This window comes from Saccharopolyspora sp. NPDC003752, assembly GCF_053605825.1.
The window spans coordinates 192708-214255 of the sequence record NZ_JBSGJZ010000001.1; the positions used below are offsets into that span (position 1 = coordinate 192708).

The window sequence follows — 21548 nt, forward strand, 5'->3', positions numbered from 1 at the left end:
CCGGAACGGAGGACCATGCGCAAGATCATGATCTGCGGGTGCGGCGGCAGCGGCAAATCCGAACTGGCGCGCCAACTCAGCCAGCGACTCGGGCTGCCGGTGACGCACCTGGACACGGTGTTCTACGACGCCGACTGGAAACCCCTGGGCCAGGAGGCCTTCTCCGACAGGCAACGCACGTTGGTAGCCCGGCCAGGGTGGATTATTGATGGCAACTACGCCAGCACCATGCCGATCCGGCTTACCGCCGCCGACACCGTGATCTTCCTCGATCTCCCCGCGCTGACATGTCTATGGGGCATCCTGCAGCGCCGCCTCCAGCACCGCGGCGACGACGAACTGTCGCGTCACCTGCGTGGCCGGATCACCTGGGGATTCATCAAGTACATCCTCGGCTACCGGCGCACGATGCGTCCGAAGGTCGAAACCCTGATCGCCGAGCATGCCCGCGGCACGGCGATCACCCTGCGCTCCCGCCGCGAGATGCGCCGGTTCCTGCGCTCGGTGCCCAGCAACGGCGGACACTCCGACTCGGCGCGCGCATGAGCGCTAACCCGTTCCTGAGTGGGCAGCAGGAGCTGTACGGCACGAGCCAGCGGCTGGCCAGGCGCACTGGCGCGCTGCATGGCGCCAAAATCCAGGGCCGACCGGTGCCCGAAGTCATCAGCGAACTACCCGACCCCGAGCGAGCCCGTGCAACCGTGGTCGACGTTGGCTGCGGCCGCGGTTCCACCACCGCGCACTTGGCCCAGCGGTGGAACCCCGTGCTTCTGGCCGGCATCGACCTCTCCCACGCGTTGCTGGTCGACGCCCGCCGACGCCTTCCACAGCAGGCCCGTGCGCGGTTCTTACGTGCTGACTTTCACGCACTGCCCCTGGCCGAAGCCAGCGTGGACGTTGTGGTGGCGGCGTTCTGCCTCTACCACGCACCCCAGCCTCAGCGGGTCATCGCTGAGTTCGCCCGCTGCCTGCGACCTGGTGGCCAGGCAGTGCTGGTCACCAAGTCCGCCGACAGCTACCGCGAACTCGACGAGCTCGTCACCGCAGCAGGACTCGACCCACACGCCACGCGCCGGCCCAGCTTGTACGAGACGTTCCACAGCGGCAACGCCGAGCACATCACGACACACCACCTCGCCGTGCGCAAGACGGTCAACCACCAGCATGTGTTCCGCTTCCGCGATGCCGCGCACGCGGCGCGCTATTTGACCACCACCCCGAAATACGACCTCGCCGCGGACGAACAAGCCATCGCTACCGCACTTCATCCCCTTGTCGGCCAGTCCGGGGTGACCGCGACCTCGAGAGTTACTTACGTCCTGGCGGAGCGGCGATGACCACCCGGCGATTCATCAAGACCTACCGCGACGCCCACGCTGCGGACACCGCGCGCGAGCACTACCGATGGCTGACCGGCCTCAACGCCGGGATCGAGTACCCGGAAATGATCAGCGGGACCGACACGACCCTGGGCTTCGCCCACGTCACCGGACGGGCCGCCGAACTCGACGATCTCCCTGCTGTCGCCGCTGTACTGGGGCGTCTGCACCACGCCGCCCGCCGGGCAGGAATAGACCGGGCGCAGGTCAACTCCCGCTACATCACCCCTGGTGAGCTGTGGCTCGCCCCGTTCGCCGGACCCCGCCGCAAGCGGCTGCACCATCAACGCGATCAGACCCCGGACTCGCCACTGGATCATCAGGACATCGACGCATGGCTAGACCACGCCGCGCTGCTCCCTGCCGCGATCTACAAAGACTCCAACCCCCGTAACTTCCTCATCACCCCCGACCGCGGTCCCGTCCTGGTGGACTTCGACTCCCTGACGCTGGCGCCCGCCGGCTATGACCTGGCCAAACTCCTGGTCACCACCGGGATGACCTACGGCCGGCTCCCCCGCAGCGCCGCCGATGACGCGGTGGCCGCCTACACCCACGAACTCGGCGAACCCTGCTCCCACACCGAAATCGCTGTCTGGGCGGAGTTTCACGACCTCCTGACTCGCCGCTACCTCGGCCGCCACGGCTACCACCATCCGTGGTCGGCCGTACGCCCCTGGCCCGCGCACCACGTGACCAGCACACCTACCGAACGGAGCCGCTGATGCCCGTCACCACCGAACTGGTCCTTGCACGCCACGGCGAAGCCGCCTGCAACGTCGCCGGACTCGTCGGAGGCCCCCGCACCTGCACCGGGCTCACCGACCACGGCCGCGAGCAAGTCGCCCGCCTGGCCACCCGTCTCACGGGCGAACCCGCCTTCGACGCGCTCTACACCAGCCCCCGCCAGCGCACCCAAGACACCGCCGCCGCACTGGCCCACGCACTGAACCTCACCATCCGCACCGACGACGAACTACGGGGACTCGACCACGGCGCGGCCGACGGCTGCGACTGGACCAGTATCAAAACCCGCTTCGGTGGCCGCCCCCAGCGCTATCCGCACCAGCCGATCGCCGAAGACGCCGAAGCTTGGAACACCTACCTCGACCGCACCAGCCGAATCCTGGCCAGCCTCACCCACCGCCATGAGGGCCAGCGCATCCTCATCGCCGCCCACGGCGAGACCATCGAAGCCAGCTTCGCATTCCTTCTCGGCCTCCCGCACTCAGAAGCCGAACAACCCGGCATCGTCACCAGCCACGCGAGCCTGACCCGCTGGCAGCAACACCGCAACCGCTTCGGCCACACCGTGTGGATGCTGGCCGCCCACAACGACACTCAGCACCTCGCCGCTACCGCAGCGGAAACCGCGACCGGATGAACGACCAGAACCTTGAGCGTCTGCGCGCCCTCGCACGCTCCGCCGGCTACGACCCGGCCGACATCACCTCACCACCGCAGACGCATGCCACCGGCACAGTCGTGCGGATACGCAGCACCGAAACAAGCCTCATCGGCAAGATCCACCGATCCCGCACGCTCCACCAACGCGAGGTGAGCGCCTACCGCGAATGGACCCCGCACCTCGCCGACGCCGCGCCCCGGCTCCTGGCCGTCGATCCGGACCTGCCCGGGATCGTGATCACCGCAGTCCCCGGTCGGCCACTGGACGAACTCGACCTTCCCCAAGAAGCCGAACGCGCCGCATTCCGCCAAGCCGGGCACCTTCTCCGCCGCCTGCACCAGATCCCCGTCACCGGCCACGCCCCACAGATCACGTCCTACCTTGCTGAGCGTGCCGAACACTGGATCGCTCGCACCACGCTGCATCTCACCCGCCACGACACCCAGCGCATCCGGCACCACATGCAGCGACTCATGAAGATCACCACAGCACGCGTGACCGCATGCCACCTTGATTTCCAGCCCCGCAACCTGCTCTGGCATCCCGGCCAAGGACTCCGGCTCATCGACTTCGAACACGCACGCATCGACCTCGCGGCACGAGACCTCGTCCGCATGACCACCCGCCACTTCGCCCAGCGCCCCGACCTGAAAGCCGCCTTCTTCGCCGGATATGGGCCACTCAACGAATCCGATGCCGCAGTACTGGCCCACTGCACCGTCCTCGACGGCCTCACCACACTGGCGTACGGACACCGAAACTCTGACCCCGCCTTCATTCAGCACGGCCGCGCCTTGCTCAGCCCACTGCACCAGCCAACGCCCAGATGATTTCCGCTGGCAATCCCCTGGAACCGTAGAGACCTGGCGTGTAGAGATCTTGTGTTGAGCGCCGCGCCTTGGGACGGGCAGGGCCGCTGGTTCTGCCCGTGCCGCTGCCTGGTGCGAGGCCCCAGAGACGCCGAGGTCAAGGGCGGGCCGTGAGCCCGTCGCGTCAGCGATCGCGCAGCAACCCTTGAGGCCGGAGAAGCGGCTCCGTAACCTGCGGCGGACGACGTTGTACTCAGCGATGAACGTGGCGACCGCTCCGCTCGCCTGCTGGCGGATAGCGAAGCGCTGCTGGGAAGCAATCACCAGTGGGCAAGGGCAGAAACTCGACGCCGTGCTCGCCGAGTCAGGGCTCGGTACGGGAACGGTCTCAACTGCACACATGTTCGCTCTCACCGCAGCCGTGGACAAGGCCGAAGTCGCACTTCGCGGGCTTCTGTGACCTCAGTGGCCGGCAGACAGCCTCATCCCGATGTCAGGCCCCGTCGATCCCGGTCACGCTGGTCAGAGGCCAGGAGCCTCGATTAGCGGTAGTTCGTAGACGGCACGGTGTTTGCCTGGGCCTTTGTAGTTGGAGATGACTTCGATGCCGTTGATGGTGTGGTCGCCGGCAATGTTGGTGAATCCGATGCGTGTCCAGGTGCGGTGGGCAGCGGTGTTATCGGGTTCCGAGGTCAGGTAGAGCCGGTGGCACCCGAACCGATGTCCGGCATCGCGGACCGCTGTGATGAGCGCGGTGGAGATACCGCGTCGGCGGTGACCGGGGTTGGTGATGACGTCCTGGACGTAGAGATCGTCCGGGTGGTCTTGGCTGCGGAATGCGATCACGGCGCCGAGGAGTTGGCCGTTGTCGTCGGCAACGGGGCATGTGGTGGAGAAGAGGTTGGCGTAGAGCCAGTAGTCCGAAGCGGTGCGGGCCCGGACATAGGGCTCGCCCTGCTCCATCAGCTCCAGGATCGCGGGAATGTCGTCTTGGTGCAGCGGCCGAATCTTCATGATTGCCTTTCGGTCCGGTGAGCGAGTTGGACGATGCGTGCGGCGGCGCCGACCGGGTCGACGGCGTCAGCGACACTGCGCCCGACGATGAGGATGTCCCAGTCAGGACTGGTGAATACAGCGTGGTCGGTTGTGCTGAAGCCGCCGCTGACGGCGACGGGCAGCTGGGTCCAGGATCGGAGCGTGCGTGCGGCGTCGAGGGCAGTGGTGTTGCCGATGCCGAGATCGATGTTGGTGGTGATGGTGAACCCGTCAACTCCGGCGCGTTCCATCTCGGTGACCCATCGTTGGCTGGTGGCGTTCGGCGTATCGAGCAGGATGGGCACGCCGAGGCGTTGTCCGGCCTCGACGGCGGCGCTCACGCTGGCGATGGTGGCCGGGCCGATGAGCAGGACAACGTCTGCTCCGGCTTGGGCAGCGAGCACGACTTGATCGCGTCCCCAGTCGGCGGACATCATTTCGGCCACGATGGTGGCTTCGGGTACGGCAGCCTTGATCTGCTCGATACCGCCCACACCGACTTCCTTGATGAGGGGGTCACCAATCTCGATGTAGTCGGCTCCGGCCACGACAGCGGCTCGCGCAACCGTGATGGCGTCGTTGATGTCGCGCATGTCGAGGGCGATCTGCACCGCTCGGTGGTTCCGCGTTCGGCGGAACCGTTCCCGGCTGAGGCGGGGATCGCCATCGTTGTCGGAGTGGCCGCTACCAGCTGTGATACCTGCGGCTTCGTGCTGCACGAGCCAGCTGCCACTGCGCTGGGCGCGGTCTACGACGGCTTGCCTGATCTGAGGCGGCAGGGCCAGGTAGCCGGTGCGGGTTTCTCTCAGCACCATCAGGAGCGCGCGATGATCGTCACCGTCGTGTGTGGTGGGCACGTCGGCAAGGTCGGGCATGTGCAGGATTTCGAGCCGCTGCCAGCTGGGGCGGATATGGCGGGGGCAGCGGCGCCAGGCAGAGTCGGCTCTGATAGTCGCGAGCGCCGCGTGCACCAGTTCCTGCCTCGAGTGTCCCGGTCCGAGGTGGTCGAGGCCGCGGAGGGCACATTCACGAACGTGCCAGTTGTCATCGTTCAACAGTGTGGTGAGGTGTCGCTCGGCGAGTGGTTGGGGTGCGCGGGTGACGGCGGGTGCGACGGCGGCACGCACCTTGTAGTCAGCGTCGCGGACCAGTTGTTCCATGATGTTCAATCCGGGCGCACTCGCCGGGGCGTGATCGTCGCGGATTCCTTCGGCGAGTGCCGCCCGGACGCGCCAGTTCGGATGGCTCAGGAACGCTTCCATGGCGTTGCTGGTGGTGTCGGAGAAGAACAGGTAGAAGTGCCGTGCGAAGAAGGTCGCTTCGTCGCTTTCGCTCAGGTCGGCTGCATCCAGCAAGGCATAGGTGTCGGCGACATCGAAGGTGCGCTCGATGAATCCGGTGATCTCCGGCCAAAGTTCGGTGCCGAACTGACGCAGGAGTGCCAGCAGCCATGTGGTGCGTCCGTGGCCGAGCGCGGGGTGGAGTGCCCTGCTTTCGAGCAGGGCACGGCTCAGGCTGATCGAGCTTTCCTTGCTTGCTCGGTTCGCCACGGCGCGGAGGACTTCGGAGGTGGCGAAGTGGGAGCCGTCGGCCATGGCGAGCAGCAGTGGCACTGTCGTGGTCGTGGCGGTCGGAGCGGTGGCGACGTATTCCAGTAGTTCGGGCGCGCGGCCATCGAGGCGCTGGACGATCAGTTCGAAGATGCTGCGCGCTGCTCCAGAGACACTGGCCTGGGTCGCGAGTTCGTTGAGGAGCGCAACGGCCGCAACCGAACGTCCATGGTCCTGGAGTACGTCAGCGATGTAGGTACTGAGAAAGAATTCGCTCAGCACATCGTGGGTGAACTCGATGCGTCCGTGGGACAGGGTCCGCACAATGCCGGTCGCCGCACCTGGCGGCAGCGACGGTGGGCTCGTGCGGTGAGCGGGCTGCGGTATCGAGCTGAGCCTGATGTGAAGCTGACTCTGGCTCCATGCCAGTTCCGTCAGTGCGGCCATGACCGGCTGAGGGTCAGAGACGCCACTACCGATGATCGCACGCACGCAGCGGTCGAGAAGGGTGTAGGCGTTGAGGTCGTGTCCGGTTTTCTCCAGCGATGCGGCCAGCGCGAGTCGCATGTATACCGGGGTTCGCACCAGATGCCGGATTCCGGCCGGAAGACGTTCGAAGTCAGGAACCTCGGCCGAGCGTGCCTGGTCCCACCGGTTCTGAGCCTCGGCCGACGTCCACGGAGTCAGCTCGGTCCGGTGCGTGTCGCCTGTCTTGCCGGGCGCGGTGAACAGGGTCGCATGCAGTAGCGGGTACGCGGTGGTCTCGGGAACCGGCGGTGTGCGGACGGTGATCAGGAACCGCAGTGACGACGCGGGGACCTGCCGGAGTATCGCGTCGACCTGGCGTCCGATGACAGCGAATTCGTGGTGGCTGGAGATCCCGTCGATGACGACGACGCAGGGCCGAGATAGCGATTGACAGCTCGTCTCCAGGGTGAGCAGGGCGTCGTCTCCGCGCGGGATCGACGCGTAGCGCAGAATCTCGACGGCGACGTCCACAACGGTGAGATCCCAGCTCTCCGCCGTCAGCAGCTGGAAGTCGGCCTGCTCCGCGAAATGCCGCCCCAGGTAGTGGGTCAGCTGCGACTTGCCGGTTCCGGCAGCGCCCTTGAGCAGCAACACCCGCGCGGAGGAGTTGAGGAACGCTCGGACACCGCCGACGGCGTCCAGAGGCGGGCGATACAGCAGTGGTGACGCGGTGTCACCACTGAGCGAATCCAGCAGCATCGCGGTACGGGCCGTCGAACCTGCGTCGAGCTTGCCTGCGGCATGGCCCAGGCGACGATCGAAACGATCCCGGACTTCATCGGAAAGGCCGTCGAGTTCGCGGTTGAGCACTTCACGGGTCTCGTGATGCAGAGCTTTGCGGTGGGGGTTTTCCCAGTTCGCCACCGTGCTGTGAGCGAACCCGAGGTGCTCGGCGAAAGCACGCTGGCTGAGGTGTTGGACCTCCCGTAAAGCCTTTACCTCGCGTGGCGTCCATGCGATGTCGTGGGTCACGCAGGCGTCCTCCCAGTGGCCGAGCGAGGCGATCAGGCAGAACTCCAGCGTAACGGGGTGGCTACCAGCCGAGGTCGAGCAGTATCGAGCAGTTCCGGTACACCAGCTTCTTCCTCCCGCCCAGCCCAGCAGGCACGGTAAAAGCGGTCCGGCTGCCCACTTACGGCGGTGCTGCAGATCCAGGAGAACGGGTACACAGAAAACGGCGTCACCCATTATGAAATGAACGTCGTCTTCGATGCGACGCTGGTCGCCGAGGAGATCACGAGATGGGAAGAGCATCTGGAATTCTCCTGGCTGTCCACGGATTCACTGCCCGATACGGACCTGCGTCCCGGACCGTTCAAGCACGCACTCACGTCGGTATCAGCCGCCGTTCCGTTCTGGCGTCCCTGGCGACGCTGACCCCGACCTGCGCAGCGCGCATCGCCGGCCGCCGTGGGGGTGGTGGGCTGTTCTCGGTACGACAACCGTTTTGCCAGGGGGTTCTTCCGTCTTGCCGACCGTGACCCCCCCGCCTGGGGGAGCACATGAAACAGCGTTCACGCCGCTGTTCTGTGAGACCGTGGGCCGCCGACCGAGCCTCACTGTCCTTGTACGCCAAGCCGGGGATCTTCTGAATGAGCGGTGAGCGAATGCAGCAGCACAACGTCGCGCTGCCGGTTGTTGATCTAGTCCGTATCGGGGCCAGCGCGGGACGCGCGGTCGATGCGACATGCCCCTCGTCGTTGGCGTGGAAAGCACGGCCACGGTCACAGTCGGCGAGACGCTTTCCTGATGAGTACTGGGATGGTTTCGTTCTTCGCCCGGTGATGGACGCCGTGGACAGGGTCGAGTTCGATGGGGTCACCGCAGAGCAGGCCATCGCGGAAATCCGACATCAGAAGGAACGAAGGCACCCCGGGGTCATCGGCTATGCCGAACATGCGGCGCGCGTGTATCTGGAGTCGCACCAGCACGATGGGGTCGGCTTGAGGCCGGTCCGTGAGTTATGGGTGTCTCAGCGGATCACGCAGTCGGTGGTGTGGGAGCTGTATGCGTGGGGGCGCCGGTATGAATCGGTGGATGGCCGGTTGCGGGAGTTCCGGTTCCTGCGGCAAGGCGACGCACTGGTTGATGGGCGGGACGAGGCGACCGCGATTGCGATCGCTGCCTATGTCACCGCATTCGGTACCCCAGCGGTGTGGCCGAAGCCGTGGTCGGAACCGTTTCACCCGAGCGGCCGGACCGGTGCCGAGCACGTCCGCGTAGTCAGCGTGGGGTTGGCCGATGGTTCTGTGGAGCCGCTGTTCGAGGGGACCGCGGCCGATGTCGAGAACTATTTCGCTGAGCACGGCCGCAACCAGGTCGGCGAGATCGCCGCCGGCGGCGATGTGGTTCCGGGGTTCGGATGTGTGGGGTGCAAACGGGTCGCGGTGTGTGAAGGGCCGAGCCGGACCCCGGGGCTGCTGGGGCTCGAGGCCTCGCAGGGGCCGTTGCGGACGGTGTCGGTCTCCGGTCTCCGTTATTACCGCCGATGCCCGGCTCAGGCCTATCTGCGCTCCGTGCATCTGCCGCGCGCCTACGAATACAGCGGCGAAGCGGAACTCGGGCAGGCAGTGCACGCCTGGCTGGAAGAGGCGCACGAGGCCGGTCCGGACGCGTGCAGGTCGCGGCCTCTGCCGCCGCTGGGGACGGGCTGGTCCGCCGGGACATGGCAGGTCACCGGGGATCTGGCTGACGCCGGGGTCCGGATGCTGGCCCACCACGCTGAGGTGTGTCCCTTCCGTGAGGCACCGGAGATCGAAAGCGTCTGGCCAGAGCGGCGGTTGACGTTTTTCGATACCACCGCGCGGGCGATGGTGTTGGCGAAGCCGGATCTGGTGTACCAGGAAGCCGGGCAGTGGGTCTGGCGTGAGCTGAAGACGACCCAGAAGGCCAAGAGGTCTTTCACCGATCCGTTGTGGGAATTCCCGCAACTGGCACTCGGTGTGCTGGTTCTGGCCGCCGGGGCGCTCGGCCCTGGCGGAGCGGGCCGTGTCGAGCTGGAGATCCTGCGGCCGACGGGCGCGGACGTCGTGCTGATCGACCCCGGCGACGACGAGCGGGTGGAAACGGCCCGCACGGTGCTGCGTGAGCTGGCCGCGCCGTGGCGGGCGGATCGCACGTTCGAAGCGCGACCAGACGATCACTGTCAGTGGTGTCCGGTATCACGGTGGTGCCCCAGCTATCCCGGCCCAGATGCCGAGGGAAAGGATCATGACAGCGGTGCCAAGTCGGCAACAGCATTCGAACAATGAGTCCATTTTCGACGGTGAACCCCTGTTGAAGATGGTGGCCAGCGCGCTCGTGCGGCTCTCGCAGCAACCTGGCCCTTCCGAAGGTGTCTACGACGCCACCGTGCAGAGCACCTACAACCAGCTGGTGCTGCTGTGTGTGCGGAAACACCGCACTCCGCCGGGCAGTGTGCCGGACATGGTGCGGTGGGCTGCCACGCACCCGATCGGCGACGGCACATGGCCATGGACGCTGCCGGAGGACTTCGATCCGGCAGCCACGCTGGTCGACGCCCGGACACAGACCCCGACGCAGCAGTGCTGGGAATGGCGGATCCCTGCGCGCGACGTCGCCGCCGAGCACATCGAGAACCAGCTGATGCTCACGGCGATCGCCGAATGCCGGGCCGCTGGCGCACCGGAGTCCTACACCGCGTTCCGACGGCTTCTGATCGAACGGCCGGTGCTCACCGATGCGCAACGCGCCGCGTTCGCTGACGACTTGGACCTGGAACTGCTCCACCCCGTGATCAGCCGCTGCTACGAGCCGGCGCCCGCGTCGTATCTGCGTGACGGCGCGTATGCGGTGTGCGCGCGGTGCGGATGCTTGCTGGTGCCGGTGGGCCGGGACCGCTACGTCTGCGAGCTGGACCGGTGCCGGCGCGATCAGCATCCCCGTGTCGGTGCGACGCTGCAGGCCCGCAGGGGTGGTGGTGTGTTCCAGCTCAGCCGGCCGATGCGGATGTTCATCACCGGACCCGGCCTGGCGGAAACCGATCTGGAAGCCGCGCTGATCGAGCGCGGACTCCGGCCGCAGATGTGGCCCAACTTCGACGCCTATGACCTTCGGATCACTCTCCCGCGCGGGCGGGTGTGGGCGATCGATGTGAAAGACCGTGCCAATCCCGCGCTGCTGGGCCGCGGTGCGGGGCCGTTGCGGCCCGATCCGCCCTACGACGAAGGGTTTCTGGTCGTGCCGCAGTACCGGTTTGACGAGCGAGAGGACTACGCCCGGGTGTTCGCCCACCACCGCCCCGACACGGCCGGGCAGATCGGCCTGATCTCCGACACCGAGCTCCTGGCGCGGGTGGACCGGGAACTGCGCCGCACCGGCACCGACGAGGTCACCGCTGAGGGCACGGGGGTGGCGCATGCGTGAACGCAGTGGCTGGCACGCCCGGTTGCTGGGCCAGCTCACCCCGGTCTGGCCGGACACCCTCCCGGACTTTTCTGCGGGGCAGATGCTCGATGTGGAGCTCGGGCTCTACCTGCTGCGCTCGGCGATGCCGGGACACACCGCGCAGGACGCGTGGACGTTGTTCGGCGGCTACCCCTACAGCGAGGTGTTCGGGGCCCAGGCCGCCGACACGTCGCTGCGGGTGATGCGCGGTCGGCACTACCTGTGGGACATGCGGCGCCGCCGGGCATGGACCCGCGCGGTCGAGGCCTACCTGCGCGTTCCCGAGGAGCTGCGCGGATATCTCCTCGCCAGTGTCGACAGTGAGCCGACGCCGCGTGAACCAAGCCGCGCGCCGCACCGCTTCAAGGAATACGAAGCGCTGCTGACCACGCCGCCGAAGTTCGCCCGGCAACCGCTGCCGATGGCCGAGCCGGGTGAGTACGAGTTCTATGTGCGCGACCGGCGCTACTCGGTGGAGATCCCGGCGGAGCTGTTGGAGGGCATACCGGCGCCGGTCGGGCACGACCTCGACGGCTCCGTAGCCCGTGGCGGGGATCCGGTGGAGGTCACTTGGGCCGAGCTGGAACAGGCTGCGGCCTCGATGGATGCGATCGAGCAGAAGCTGCCCGGCAAACCCAACGAATGGGCACGCCGGCTGGGCCGGGTGCAGCTGCTGATCCGCGACGACGCCGCCGGTGAATTCACCGAGTCCGGGCGGCTGCGGATCGACCGGTTGATGAACCTGGTCGGCATGGTGGGCGCCGGGAAGTCGACGTTGCGCGACATCCTCGCGTTCTGGGCCGCCACCACGTCCGGGCGGCGCATCACCATCGTCGTCGGCGACGTCGCCGAAACCCTGGCAATCGTCGACCAGTTCACCCGCCTCGGCATCGATGCCGCCCCGGTGATCGGGCACTCGACACGCGAGCGCAACCTCGAACGCCTGCACCGGCGCATGGCCTCGGCCGGAGCCGACACGATGCTCGGCCACGACCACCCCAGCTTCGACTACCTCAGCAGTGCCTGCCCGCTGGACGCGCTACGCGGACTGGAAGCACGCCGTCCCCTGCGCATCGCTGAGGCCCCCTGCACCGCGCTCTACCCGGTGCAACCTCTCCCCTCGGACACCGACGATCTCCTCGGCGGGACCGGCACCACCGCCGGTTCGCGTGGGACGGGACGCCGGACACGGTACGGGTGCCCGTTGTGGTCGGTGTGTCCGCGTCATCATGCGGCGCGTCGTCTCGTCGATGCCCAGATCTGGGTCGCGACCCCGGCCAGCCTTGTCCACAGTGGCCTGCCACTGGCGTTGCAGTCCGAACGTCTCCGGCACCTGGAGGCGGCCTGCCGCCTTAGCGACCTGGTGATCGTCGACGAGGCCGACCGTGTCCAGATGCAGCTGGACCGCGCGTTCGCCCCGGCCACCACACTGGCGGGACAATCACCGAACTCGTGGCTGGACGAAGTCGCCGGCCACAAGGTCGCCGAGCTGGCGCGGAGGGGCCGGCTGCAGCTGTCGGCCGAGGACGTCGATGACTGGACCGGCGCCGTCGACACCGTGTCCGCGGCCACCGACCGCCTGTACTCCCTGCTCATCGGCACACCGCCGCTGCGCAGCTGGATCAGCGTGGACTACTTCAACGCGTGGACGCTGCAGGAATGGCTGATCCGGTCCTGGTTTCCCGACCTCACCCCACCCGACGGCCCCGACATCACGGGCTCAGCGTCACCGCAGCGGCAGGCCCGGATGAACCACATTCAGGCCGTGCTCGACCAGTTCCGCGACGATCCGCTGGAGGAGAAAACGCCCCGCGATGATGCCGATCGCATCACGCCGGCCGCGAACACCTTGGTGCATCTGACGTTGCAGCTGCTGCACGCCGACCGCGGCTCGCAGGTCCGCCAGCGGCTACGCACGGTGCTGCTCGACCTCATCGAGCACGACCCGGACATCGAAAAGGACCTGGAAACCCACGCCTCGCGCTTCGAGCTCACCCTCATCCTGGCCGCACTGCACCACCGGCTGGACCGGATGACGACGCTGTGGCCCCGGGTGGAGGCCGCGCTCAACCTCGAGGCCACGTCCAACGTCCTGTCCCGCCGGCCGCCCAAGGACTACGAGCCGGTCATCCCCGAATCCCCCATGGGCAACGTCCTCGGGTTCCAGTTCCAGCTCGGGGAACGCACCAGCGACGGCGACCAGAGCGGCGAGCTGCGGTTCTTCCGCTGCAGCGGCGTCGGCCGCGAACTGCTGCTGGCCCTGCCCGGTATTCCTGCCGTGGATGACCGGCCCGGACCGAACGTGCTGCTGATGTCGGCGACCAGCTGGGCCGGCACCTCGACCCGCTACCACGTCCATGCCCCTGTCGATGCCGTCCTGCGCCCGCACGGCGACGAGGTCGCCGCGATCCTCGGCACCACGATGCGCCCGCACTTCCTGTACTGGCCGGGCACCACAAGACCGTTGAAGCTGTCGGGAAGCGGTGTGGAGGATCGCGAGAAAGTCCTCGAGCAGATGCTCAACCAGCTCGCGATCCCCGACCGCAGCCTCGGCGATGCCCCGAGCATGCTCGACGCGGAACTGGCCGACATCGACGATGGCCAGCGACGCCGGATCCTGCTGCTCGTCGGTAGCTACGCCGAGGCCAAGCACGCGGCACGGCACCTCGATGCCATCCCGGAATGGAGCGGGCGGGTCACCCAACTCGTCTCCGACGACGCCGACCTCGACAACAGCTGGATGGTGCTCCGCCGCGGCGAGCTGACCAAATTCCCCGACACCGGCAGCGAAATCCTCGTGGCTCCCCTGCTGGCAGTGGAGCGCGGCCACAACATTGTCCTGCCGGGCGGCAAGGCCGCCATCGGCAGCGTCTTCTTCCTCGCCCGGCCGCACCCCCGCCCCGACGACATCGCGCTGGCCATTCACGCGATCAACGACTGGGCGGTCCGGCAGATCCGTGACCCCGCCCACCGCTTCCACGCCGACGCCCGAACCGCAGGCACCCCCAACCTGGCCGCCCTGGCCTTCCGCAAGCACGCAGGCCAGGAATGGAACCGGTTCCTCACCCGCCGGATGGCGTGGAGCAGCCTGACCCCGCAGGAGAAGATCAGCTTCACCTGGGACCAGCTGGTGGTCATGTGGCAGGTGATCGGCCGCCTGGTCCGCGGCGGAGTTCCGGCACGGGTGGTGTTCGTCGACGCCGCCTTCGCGCCCCGCCAGGCCGGTTTCCAGGCCGTGGACACCCCCGAGACCAGCCTGCTGGCCAGCATGCGCGCCGTCCTCGCCCCGTACTTCACCGGCGCCCCGGACACCACGCCGCTGGACCGCTCGCTCGTGAAAGCCCTCTACGAGCCGCTCTACCAGGCGCTCGCCGACCTCGACTGACCCGCGACCACGAAGGACACGCATTCCTATGGTGTTCAACGAAATCCAGCCCGCCACGTTCATTCCCGACCCCGGCAACGGAGCCTTCGAGGCCGATCTGCACACCCTGGCCTTCCCCGCGTCCTGGCGGGAACCGATCGTGGAGCTGTACAAGTCCGGCAAGGCCGAGGCAGCGCAGGCCAGGATCAAAGAAGTGCCGATCAGGTCGCTGAACTCGCTGATCCGCACTGTCGCACCGGATCTGGTCACCGTCGACGCCAACGCCTCGTTCGACGCGACCCAGCCGTGGCTCTACAGCCGTACCGACTACCCGCCCCGCCTGCTGTCCCGCCTGGTCTATGCATGGCTGCGCAGCCTGCAACCCAGCACGGAGGCCTTCCAGCGATTCCGGGACACCGCACGGACGCTCGATGTCGACAAGCTGCGCTGGCAGCCGGAAACGGTGAATCTGCTGGAGCACGAGATCTCACCGGGCGGGACCTGCATGCCGGCGTCCCGGCTGTACCGGCTCCTGCCGGAGATCCTCGCCGACCGCATCGCCGCGCAGGCGCCGTATGAATTCTGCGGTGAATACGTGCGCTTCCACCGCGTCGCAGTCGACACCCGCGCCGGTGGCGCCGAACTGATGTCCTGGCCGCCGCTGAAGCACACCACCAAGGTCACGGGCGCCGAGTCCCGCAAACGCTACGGCACGCACCGGGACTGGTACTACTCCGCAGTGATCGCGGTCTCGCTGCGCACCGTGCCGTTCTCCCCCATCCCCCGGATTCACCTGAGCACCCGGATCCGCCGGTGGGTGTCGGGCCCGGTGTCGATGTCCGGGACGCAACGCGTGTCCGCCTACCTGCTCACCCGTGAACCGTTGCTCACCGACAGCCCACAACCCGGCCGGTTCGCTGTCGCCCAGTTCGCCTGGAACCCCCGCACCCGCCAGATCGAATGGGCCCAAGGCGGCCCCGAAGGGATGCTCGCCCGCGTCAGTGCCATCGACGAGCTGCCCGCCGCCGACGTCTTTGCGAAAGAACCCGACACCTGGATCCCGGGCCGGGACGGAATCCAGGGTGCCGCCAGCCACCACACGATGATGGGCTGGCACGGCATCGGCGCCGGGCTCATGCCCGCCGAACGACGCCGCCTGACCGAATGGGCCGGTGCCGCGCTCGAGCCTGAATTCATCCCGGCACCCGTACTGACCCGCAGCACCATCAAGCAGAAACCGGCGAAGGTCCTGACCCCGAAGGTTTCCGTCCCGAAAAAGGACGCGACCGACGAGGAGATCGACGACGCCCTCGCCACCAATCGACTCATCGACCTCGACAACGCGGTCCTGCGTCGCGAGTACACGGCACGGGCACTCGACGGCCGGGACCTGACCGCGGTCCTGCTGTATCAGTCCGGGCACATGCGCCAGCAGCTCATCACCGCCGCCGAAGCCAGCCTGGGCCTTGCCGACTACCGGGAGGAAACCGGCCCAGAGGTGTGGAGCTGGGACACTCCCGATCTGCGCGTGCGCATTCACGCCCGTGAGCTCGGAGCCCTGGGCGCTCCACTGGGCAACGGCGAACAAACCCCGCGCAAAGGTCAAGAACACTTCGACGCCATCGGCTCCCGCCGGTCGGCGGTCGCCTCTCGCCTAGGTGACCTCGCCACCGAACTCGGAGAAGCAACGATCATCACCTTCGTGGAACTCGACGGCCGGAAGAAGTTCACACGGCGACGGAGCGACCCCAAATTCGCCATCCGGCTCGGCTGCGCCGATACCGGCATGGTCAGCCAGTTCCTCACACCTCGGGACCCGAACGATCCCGAGGATGACTCGGAGTTCCGCGCCGCTGCGGCATGGGCCGACGGGCTGCGCCAGCTGGGAATGCGGCTCGTCCCCGAGCACACGCTGGGCAACGACACGATCCCCGAGGGGCTCAACCAGCTCGCGTTCTGGCTCGTCAAACGGCAAGCCGCAGGCGAGATGGGCCGGGCGCAATTCACCCCGGTCGCGATCCTCATCCGCCCCGGGCACAAGTCCATCCTCGGCCGGACACCGGACACGGCCGGGTGGGTTCCCTACCCCCAGCTCCTCGTCGCACTCACCGGCCACATCCGCCCCGAGGACCTCGCCACCGCCGATCAGCAGACCAAAGCCGTCGCTGCCTTCGTCCAGAACACCCTCTACACCCTGCGCGGGACCCCGACACTCGTGGTCACACACGCACAGAACACCCGGACCCGGTGGCCGTGGCTGACCAACAGCGGCCTGCTCCCCAACCGCATCCAGCTCGGAAATGGCCCCGCCCAACGCCTCCGGCTGTTCGGCCAGAACCTCCGCATCGCCCGCATCGCCACCAGCGACCGCGATGAAACCCCGCAGTGGTGGGCACCCAAGACCGACCCATCAGGCGGCAAGTCGGGTGGCATCAGCAAGGGCTTGTGGAAACCGGCCGGCCACGATGAGAGCAACCGGATCTTCTACAGCACCAGCGACAAGCCCGGAACCCACACGCTCTCCGTGGAATCAACGAAACTCACCCACCGGATCACCCCGAAAGAGAAGGCGGAGATCCGCCCCGATAAGAACGCCTGGAACCCCGAACTCCTTCAGTTCGCCATGCTCGGCTTCCCTGATGCCACCGAAGCCGAGCAATGGGCCATGTTCCTTCACCAGCAACGATTCGCCGAAGACTACCGCGAGGCCCTCGGGCTGCCGCTGATCCAGCATCTCGCCGAACTCACCGACCAGTACGGACTCCCGCACGACGATGAGCCCGATGACGGCCCCGCCGGCAACGAGACCGAATCAGCCGCAGAGACCGCCTGAAACCACGCCCGGCGACGGCCGGCCTCCGGCAGAGCCGGACGTCGTGCGGTCACCTTCGGCATCCAGCAGGGGCCGGTTCGCGACACACCACTCGCGTGCCGGTCTCGACGGCATCCTGTCATTGCGAACGGGAGGATCAGAACCGCTGATGTCTCAGCAGCAGGCCCAGGCCACAGCCCCGACAAAATCCTCGGCAACCGATGATCGCGCCGCAGGGCGCCCGGGAACGCTGATCGGTGTCGATGACCTCGAACCCCCCCGGTGGGCTTCGGTCGATGAGCAGGTCGCCGACGCAAGCCTGTGGCAGACGCTGCGGGAATTGCCCGCCACGGCCTCGATCATCGTGCGCTTGTCCTGGGCCACCGCGCCGCGTTTGACGCTGCTGGCCGGCATCGTCCAGTTGCTGTCCGGATGCACGACCGCCTTCGGGCTGTTCGCCACCGCCAATGCACTGACCGTACTGCTGGAATCCGGCCCCACCCCGCAGCGGGTCATCGAATCGCTTCCGGCCATCGCAGTCGTAGTCGCCTCGTTCGCGCTGCGCGGGCTGCTGGACACCGCCGTCAGCGCCGTGCAGGGCACGCTGACTCCCCGGGTACGGCACGCCGCCCAAGATGAGATCAACACCGCCGTCGCCGGCGTCGCCCTGATCACGTGGGAAGACGCCGATTTCCGCGAGCTCGCCCGTCAGGGCGGCTATCACGGTGTGATGGCTACGGAAAACAGTGTCCGCAACATCGCCGAAGTCACCGCCTCCCTGGTGTCCCTGACCGCAGCTATGGTCACGACCGGGCTTCTCAGCCCCTGGCTGGTTCCGGTCCTGCTGCTAGCCACCGCCGCCGACGCCTGGGCAGCCATGACCAGCGCCAAACTCGGCTACCGCTCGTTTCTGAGCATGGTCTCCCGCCGGATGCGGCTGCACGTCGTCGAAAACCTCCTCGTCGCCCGCGATGTGGCCGCCGAACGCACAGCATTGACCCTGCACGATGTCCTGCTGACCGAGCACCGGCGCGTCGCCACCGACGTCACCAACGAAGCGATCCGCCTGGAACACCGCAAAAGCCTCGTCCGCCTACTCGGGCGCACTCTGTCCGGTACCGGCACCGCACTCGCCTACATCGTGCTAGGAATCCTGCTGTATCTGACGGTGATGCCACTGGCACTGGCCGGCGCCGCCGTAATGGCGATGCGCACCGCCACCTCCGCACTGAACAGCACCATGGTCGCGATCAACCGGCTCTACGAACACTCCTTCTACCTTCGCTTCTACGAAAAACTGCTCCACGAGGCACTCCAACACCACCCGCCGGTCTCGGAAATCACCGCACCACGCGACCCCGAAACCATCCGCCTGGACAACGTCTCCTTCACCTACCCCGGCCAAGACCAGCCGGCACTGCACAACATCAACCTGACCCTGCGCCGAGGCGAAGTAATCGCCCTGGTCGGCGAAAACGGCTCCGGCAAAACAACCCTCGGCAAAATCCTCACCGGCCTCTACCCACCCACACACGGCACCGTCTGGTGGGATGACGTCGACCTGGCCACCGCCGACACCCGCTCGGTCTACGAGCAGATCGCTGTGATCGCCCAGGAACCCGCACGCTGGCCCATGATCGCCGGAACCAACATCCGCATCGGGCGCCTGGACTGCGCCACACATGACGCAGCATGGCATGCAGCCGTTTCAAAGTCAGGAGCCGACGAAGTGCTCAACTCCCTACCACACGGCGAAAAAACGGTGGTATCCAAACAGTTCCGGCAAGGCCAAGACCTCTCCGGCGGCCAATGGCAACGCATCGGCGTCGCCCGCGGCATCTACCGTGACGCCGCTATCCTCGTCGCTGACGAGCCCACCGCCGCACTCGATGCGAAAGCCGAGGCACGCGTATTCGCTGGGCTGCAACACGCCACCAACATCAGCCGCTCAGCCAACAGTGACCGCGCCACCAGAACCACCGTGCTGGTCACACACCGCCTCGCCAACGTATCCCGCGCCGACCGCATCCTCGTTCTCAATCAAGGCCGCATCGTCGAGTCCGGCACACATCAGGAACTAATGGCGCTCGGCAGCCAAGGCCAGTATCACCAGCTGTACTCACTCCAAGCGCAGGCCTATCGAAACGCCGCCGATACCCAATGAAGTCGATCGCACCAACACACCACGGCCTCTCCAGGGTCGCCGCAAAAGCGACGCTCGTGGCGGCGAGCCAACACCACTACTAACGCCACAAGATCAGCGTCTAGTCGCGCCGCAGTTGTCCGTACGTATTGGTGGTGAGCTCTTGTGTCTGCGGAATATTCCGTACTTGCCAGACATCGAGCCCACCATGCTGGGCGGCGTAGTACTCCGCCGTTGCCGATCGCCGAACCGCACTTCGTGTGACGTGTGATGTGCACGATCTTGACTGCCACCGGGACTGCCGACATCGCTCAGGTCGAAGGTTGAGGAACTGTCGATGCGGCAGCGCTCGCACCGGAGTCGCTGGAAGGGGTACCGAGCAGTTGCCCCGGTACGCGACCCCGCACGATCAAGTCACAGGTAGGTCGAGGCCCTTGCGTAGCTCGTCGACTGCCAATCTGCGGTGCGAAATCGTGTTCTTGTACTCGGGAGTCATTTCAGCGTAGGTGAGCTTCTCCCCGTCGGGGATGAAGACTGAGTCGTAGCCGAAGCCGTTGGCGCCGCGGGGTTCGGTCGCCAACGTTCCGTGCAGCGCGCCGGTAAAGATTCGAACTCCCTCGGCGTCGGCGTAGCCGATCGCGGTGGTGACCGTTGTCCGACGGTCAGTCAGCGTTGCGGCCCACTCAAGAATGCCGGCCACACCACGTGCCTTGAGCAACCAGGCGATCAGGGCACCAGGGAACCCGTTCCAGGCATGGACGGTCAGCCCAGTGTCGTCGACGAGAACGGCGGTACCGAGTTTGCTGTGGGCGTTGGTGGCTTTGTGGAGCACAACGGCGACCACGTCGAGTTCCTGGATCTCTTCGAGGTCTATCTTGACTGCAGCGACGTCAATGCCGAGAAGGGCGCTGTATTCCCGAGCTTTTCCTTCATTGCCCGTGATGAGGGTTAGGGTGGTGCTGGTGCTCACGACGACTTCTCTCGGTTTCGATGATTTTCAGCCAGTGATTCCCAAAATGGGTCAAGCGGGCGACACGGTGTCGGGTTTGAGAAGGCGAGAGACTACCAGAGAGCGTTGTAGCCGCCGGAGCCGATTTCCAGCACACGCATGCCACGGATGATCTGGGCCTGCTCGAGCATCATCGCTTGGCTGTGCGGTGCGGACACCGAGCTGATCGTCGTGCCGTGTTCATCGAACTTGGTCCGTACGACGTCCAGAGCGTAGGCGGCCTCCAGCGACACCTCCGGCGCGAACTCGTGCCGCGGGACCGCGAGAAACGCCTGGGCGATCTCATCGCTGTGGAGAAAACCCCGTTCTCGCATCTCTGCGACCATCGCGACGCGGAGTTCGTCGACGGCGGGCAGGTCTGACACGGTGCTCACCCTGGTCACCTTGTCAGAGTGAGCCGACAACTCTGTCGCCTTCATCGCTTCCTGCTTCGTAGCTTCACCTCATCGGAGGTGTCGTGCGTCCGCTGAGCAGCGAATCGTGCTAGCGAACGCCACCGCCATTTTCGGAAGACGGTGCGCCAGCTGGGGTTGCCCACGGCGGTCCGAGCTGAAGTTCGCGTTGCTATACCTCGCTCGGCGATACGGACCATGTGCCTGGGCTAGCCGCATCTCGCCAGTCCGGTTGCTGCTGGTGTGCTGAGGCAATCCGGTTGGTCTTGTTGGGTGATGTCGTGCGGAACTTGATCGGATCGGTTGTGGTGGCGTGCTCGCCTGTGTGAGGCTCGTCCGCTGGTTGACCGAGTGTTTTGATGTCTGCTGGGGGTTGCGGGGTGGGTCAGATCGCGGTGGATTTCCGCGCTCTGGAGGAAGGCGAAGACGCGCTCCGGCGGGCGGTCGATGAGATCGATTTCCAGCTGACCGAGCTCGAGGGCGTCGTGGCACGGCTCCTGGGTTCGTGGAATGGTGAGGCGGCAGACGCTTACCAGGCCGCTCAGACTGAGTGGGATCAGGCCGTGGCGGCGATGCGGGAGACCGTGCGCGAGATGCACCAGCTCCTGGTGACCGCCCATGGCAATCAAGCCTCAGCGGTGCGTGCGAACGCCCACGTCTGGGAGGTCTGAAGCGTCGTGTCCGCACCTCTGCCTCCGCTGGCGCCGGCACC

Annotated in this window: 16 protein-coding genes; 12 read left to right on the forward strand and 4 right to left on the reverse strand. The window is 66.6% G+C overall.

From position 1 onward, the window contains the following. Positions 1-15 precede the first annotated feature (15 nt). Genes ACWEV3_RS00915 through ACWEV3_RS00935 form a run of 5 tightly spaced genes read left to right on the forward strand, consistent with a single transcriptional unit; the run spans position 16 to position 3617 of the window. The gene (locus tag ACWEV3_RS00915) at positions 16-546 is read left to right on the forward strand and encodes a DNA topology modulation protein FlaR (RefSeq protein WP_452611892.1); all 531 of its coding nucleotides are present in this window, start codon (positions 16-18) and stop codon (positions 544-546) included. Then, positions 543-1337, forward strand: coding sequence for a class I SAM-dependent methyltransferase (locus tag ACWEV3_RS00920; RefSeq protein WP_452611893.1), 795 nt, complete (start codon positions 543-545; stop codon positions 1335-1337). The genes ACWEV3_RS00915 and ACWEV3_RS00920 overlap by 4 nt, the downstream gene beginning before the upstream one ends. After that, positions 1334-2104, forward strand: coding sequence for a phosphotransferase family protein (locus ACWEV3_RS00925; RefSeq protein ID WP_452611894.1), 771 nt, complete (start codon positions 1334-1336; stop codon positions 2102-2104). Before ACWEV3_RS00920 ends, ACWEV3_RS00925 begins: the two co-directional genes overlap by 4 nt. Further along, positions 2104-2763 (forward strand): histidine phosphatase family protein, encoded by a 660-nt coding sequence (locus tag ACWEV3_RS00930; protein ID WP_452611895.1) that lies wholly within the window; start codon positions 2104-2106, stop codon positions 2761-2763. Before ACWEV3_RS00925 ends, ACWEV3_RS00930 begins: the two co-directional genes overlap by 1 nt. After that, positions 2760-3617: an aminoglycoside phosphotransferase family protein gene (locus ACWEV3_RS00935; protein WP_452611896.1), complete on the forward strand. Its 858-nt coding sequence runs from the start codon at positions 2760-2762 to the stop codon at positions 3615-3617. The genes ACWEV3_RS00930 and ACWEV3_RS00935 overlap by 4 nt, the downstream gene beginning before the upstream one ends. A 501-nt stretch (positions 3618-4118) precedes the next feature. Here the strand turns inward: ACWEV3_RS00935 and ACWEV3_RS00940 are convergent. Both ACWEV3_RS00940 and ACWEV3_RS00945 read right to left on the reverse strand, forming a co-directional pair. After that, positions 4119-4610 (reverse strand): N-acetyltransferase family protein, encoded by a 492-nt coding sequence (locus ACWEV3_RS00940; RefSeq protein WP_452611897.1) that lies wholly within the window; start codon positions 4608-4610, stop codon positions 4119-4121. Continuing rightward, positions 4607-7681: an orotidine 5'-phosphate decarboxylase / HUMPS family protein gene (locus ACWEV3_RS00945; protein ID WP_452611898.1), complete on the reverse strand. Its 3075-nt coding sequence runs from the start codon at positions 7679-7681 to the stop codon at positions 4607-4609. Before ACWEV3_RS00945 ends, ACWEV3_RS00940 begins: the two co-directional genes overlap by 4 nt. 168 nt (positions 7682-7849) lie before the next feature. On the opposite strand from ACWEV3_RS00945, the gene ACWEV3_RS00950 reads away from it, so the two are divergent. The 6 genes from ACWEV3_RS00950 to ACWEV3_RS00975 all read left to right on the forward strand — a co-directional run bounded on the left by ACWEV3_RS00950 (position 7850) and on the right by ACWEV3_RS00975 (position 19456). Next, a complete protein-coding gene (locus ACWEV3_RS00950) occupies positions 7850-8086 on the forward strand; it encodes a hypothetical protein (protein ID WP_452611899.1) in 237 nt (78 codons plus the stop codon). 230 nt (positions 8087-8316) lie between these two features. Further along, the gene (locus ACWEV3_RS00955; protein WP_452611900.1) at positions 8317-9960 is read left to right on the forward strand and encodes a PD-(D/E)XK nuclease family protein; all 1644 of its coding nucleotides are present in this window, start codon (positions 8317-8319) and stop codon (positions 9958-9960) included. Continuing rightward, entirely contained in the window at positions 9920-11095 is a 1176-nt protein-coding gene (locus ACWEV3_RS00960; RefSeq protein WP_452611901.1) for a restriction endonuclease-related protein, read from the forward strand. Before ACWEV3_RS00955 ends, ACWEV3_RS00960 begins: the two co-directional genes overlap by 41 nt. Then, on the forward strand, positions 11088-14501 hold the full coding sequence (locus tag ACWEV3_RS00965) for a pPIWI_RE_Z domain-containing protein (RefSeq protein WP_452611902.1): 3414 nt from the start codon (positions 11088-11090) through the stop codon (positions 14499-14501). The genes ACWEV3_RS00960 and ACWEV3_RS00965 overlap by 8 nt, the downstream gene beginning before the upstream one ends. A gap of 28 nt (positions 14502-14529) precedes the next feature. Then, positions 14530-17313: a pPIWI_RE module domain-containing protein gene (locus ACWEV3_RS00970; protein ID WP_452611903.1), complete on the forward strand. Its 2784-nt coding sequence runs from the start codon at positions 14530-14532 to the stop codon at positions 17311-17313. Positions 17314-17461: 148 nt separating this feature from the next. Then, on the forward strand, positions 17462-19456 hold the full coding sequence (locus ACWEV3_RS00975) for an ABC transporter ATP-binding protein (protein WP_452611904.1): 1995 nt from the start codon (positions 17462-17464) through the stop codon (positions 19454-19456). 388 nt (positions 19457-19844) lie between these two features. Here ACWEV3_RS00975 and ACWEV3_RS00980 read toward each other — a convergent pair whose 3' ends face one another. Both ACWEV3_RS00980 and ACWEV3_RS00985 read right to left on the reverse strand, forming a co-directional pair. After that, entirely contained in the window at positions 19845-20405 is a 561-nt protein-coding gene (locus tag ACWEV3_RS00980) for a non-canonical purine NTP pyrophosphatase (RefSeq protein ID WP_452611905.1), read from the reverse strand. Between the two features lie 92 nt (positions 20406-20497). Further along, positions 20498-20818, reverse strand: a complete 321-nt coding sequence (locus tag ACWEV3_RS00985) for a hypothetical protein (protein WP_452611906.1) — start codon at positions 20816-20818, stop codon at positions 20498-20500. A 398-nt stretch (positions 20819-21216) separates the two neighbouring features. On the opposite strand from ACWEV3_RS00985, the gene ACWEV3_RS00990 reads away from it, so the two are divergent. Continuing rightward, positions 21217-21507, forward strand: coding sequence for a WXG100 family type VII secretion target (locus tag ACWEV3_RS00990; RefSeq protein ID WP_452611907.1), 291 nt, complete (start codon positions 21217-21219; stop codon positions 21505-21507). The last annotated feature ends 41 nt before the right edge of the window (positions 21508-21548 follow it).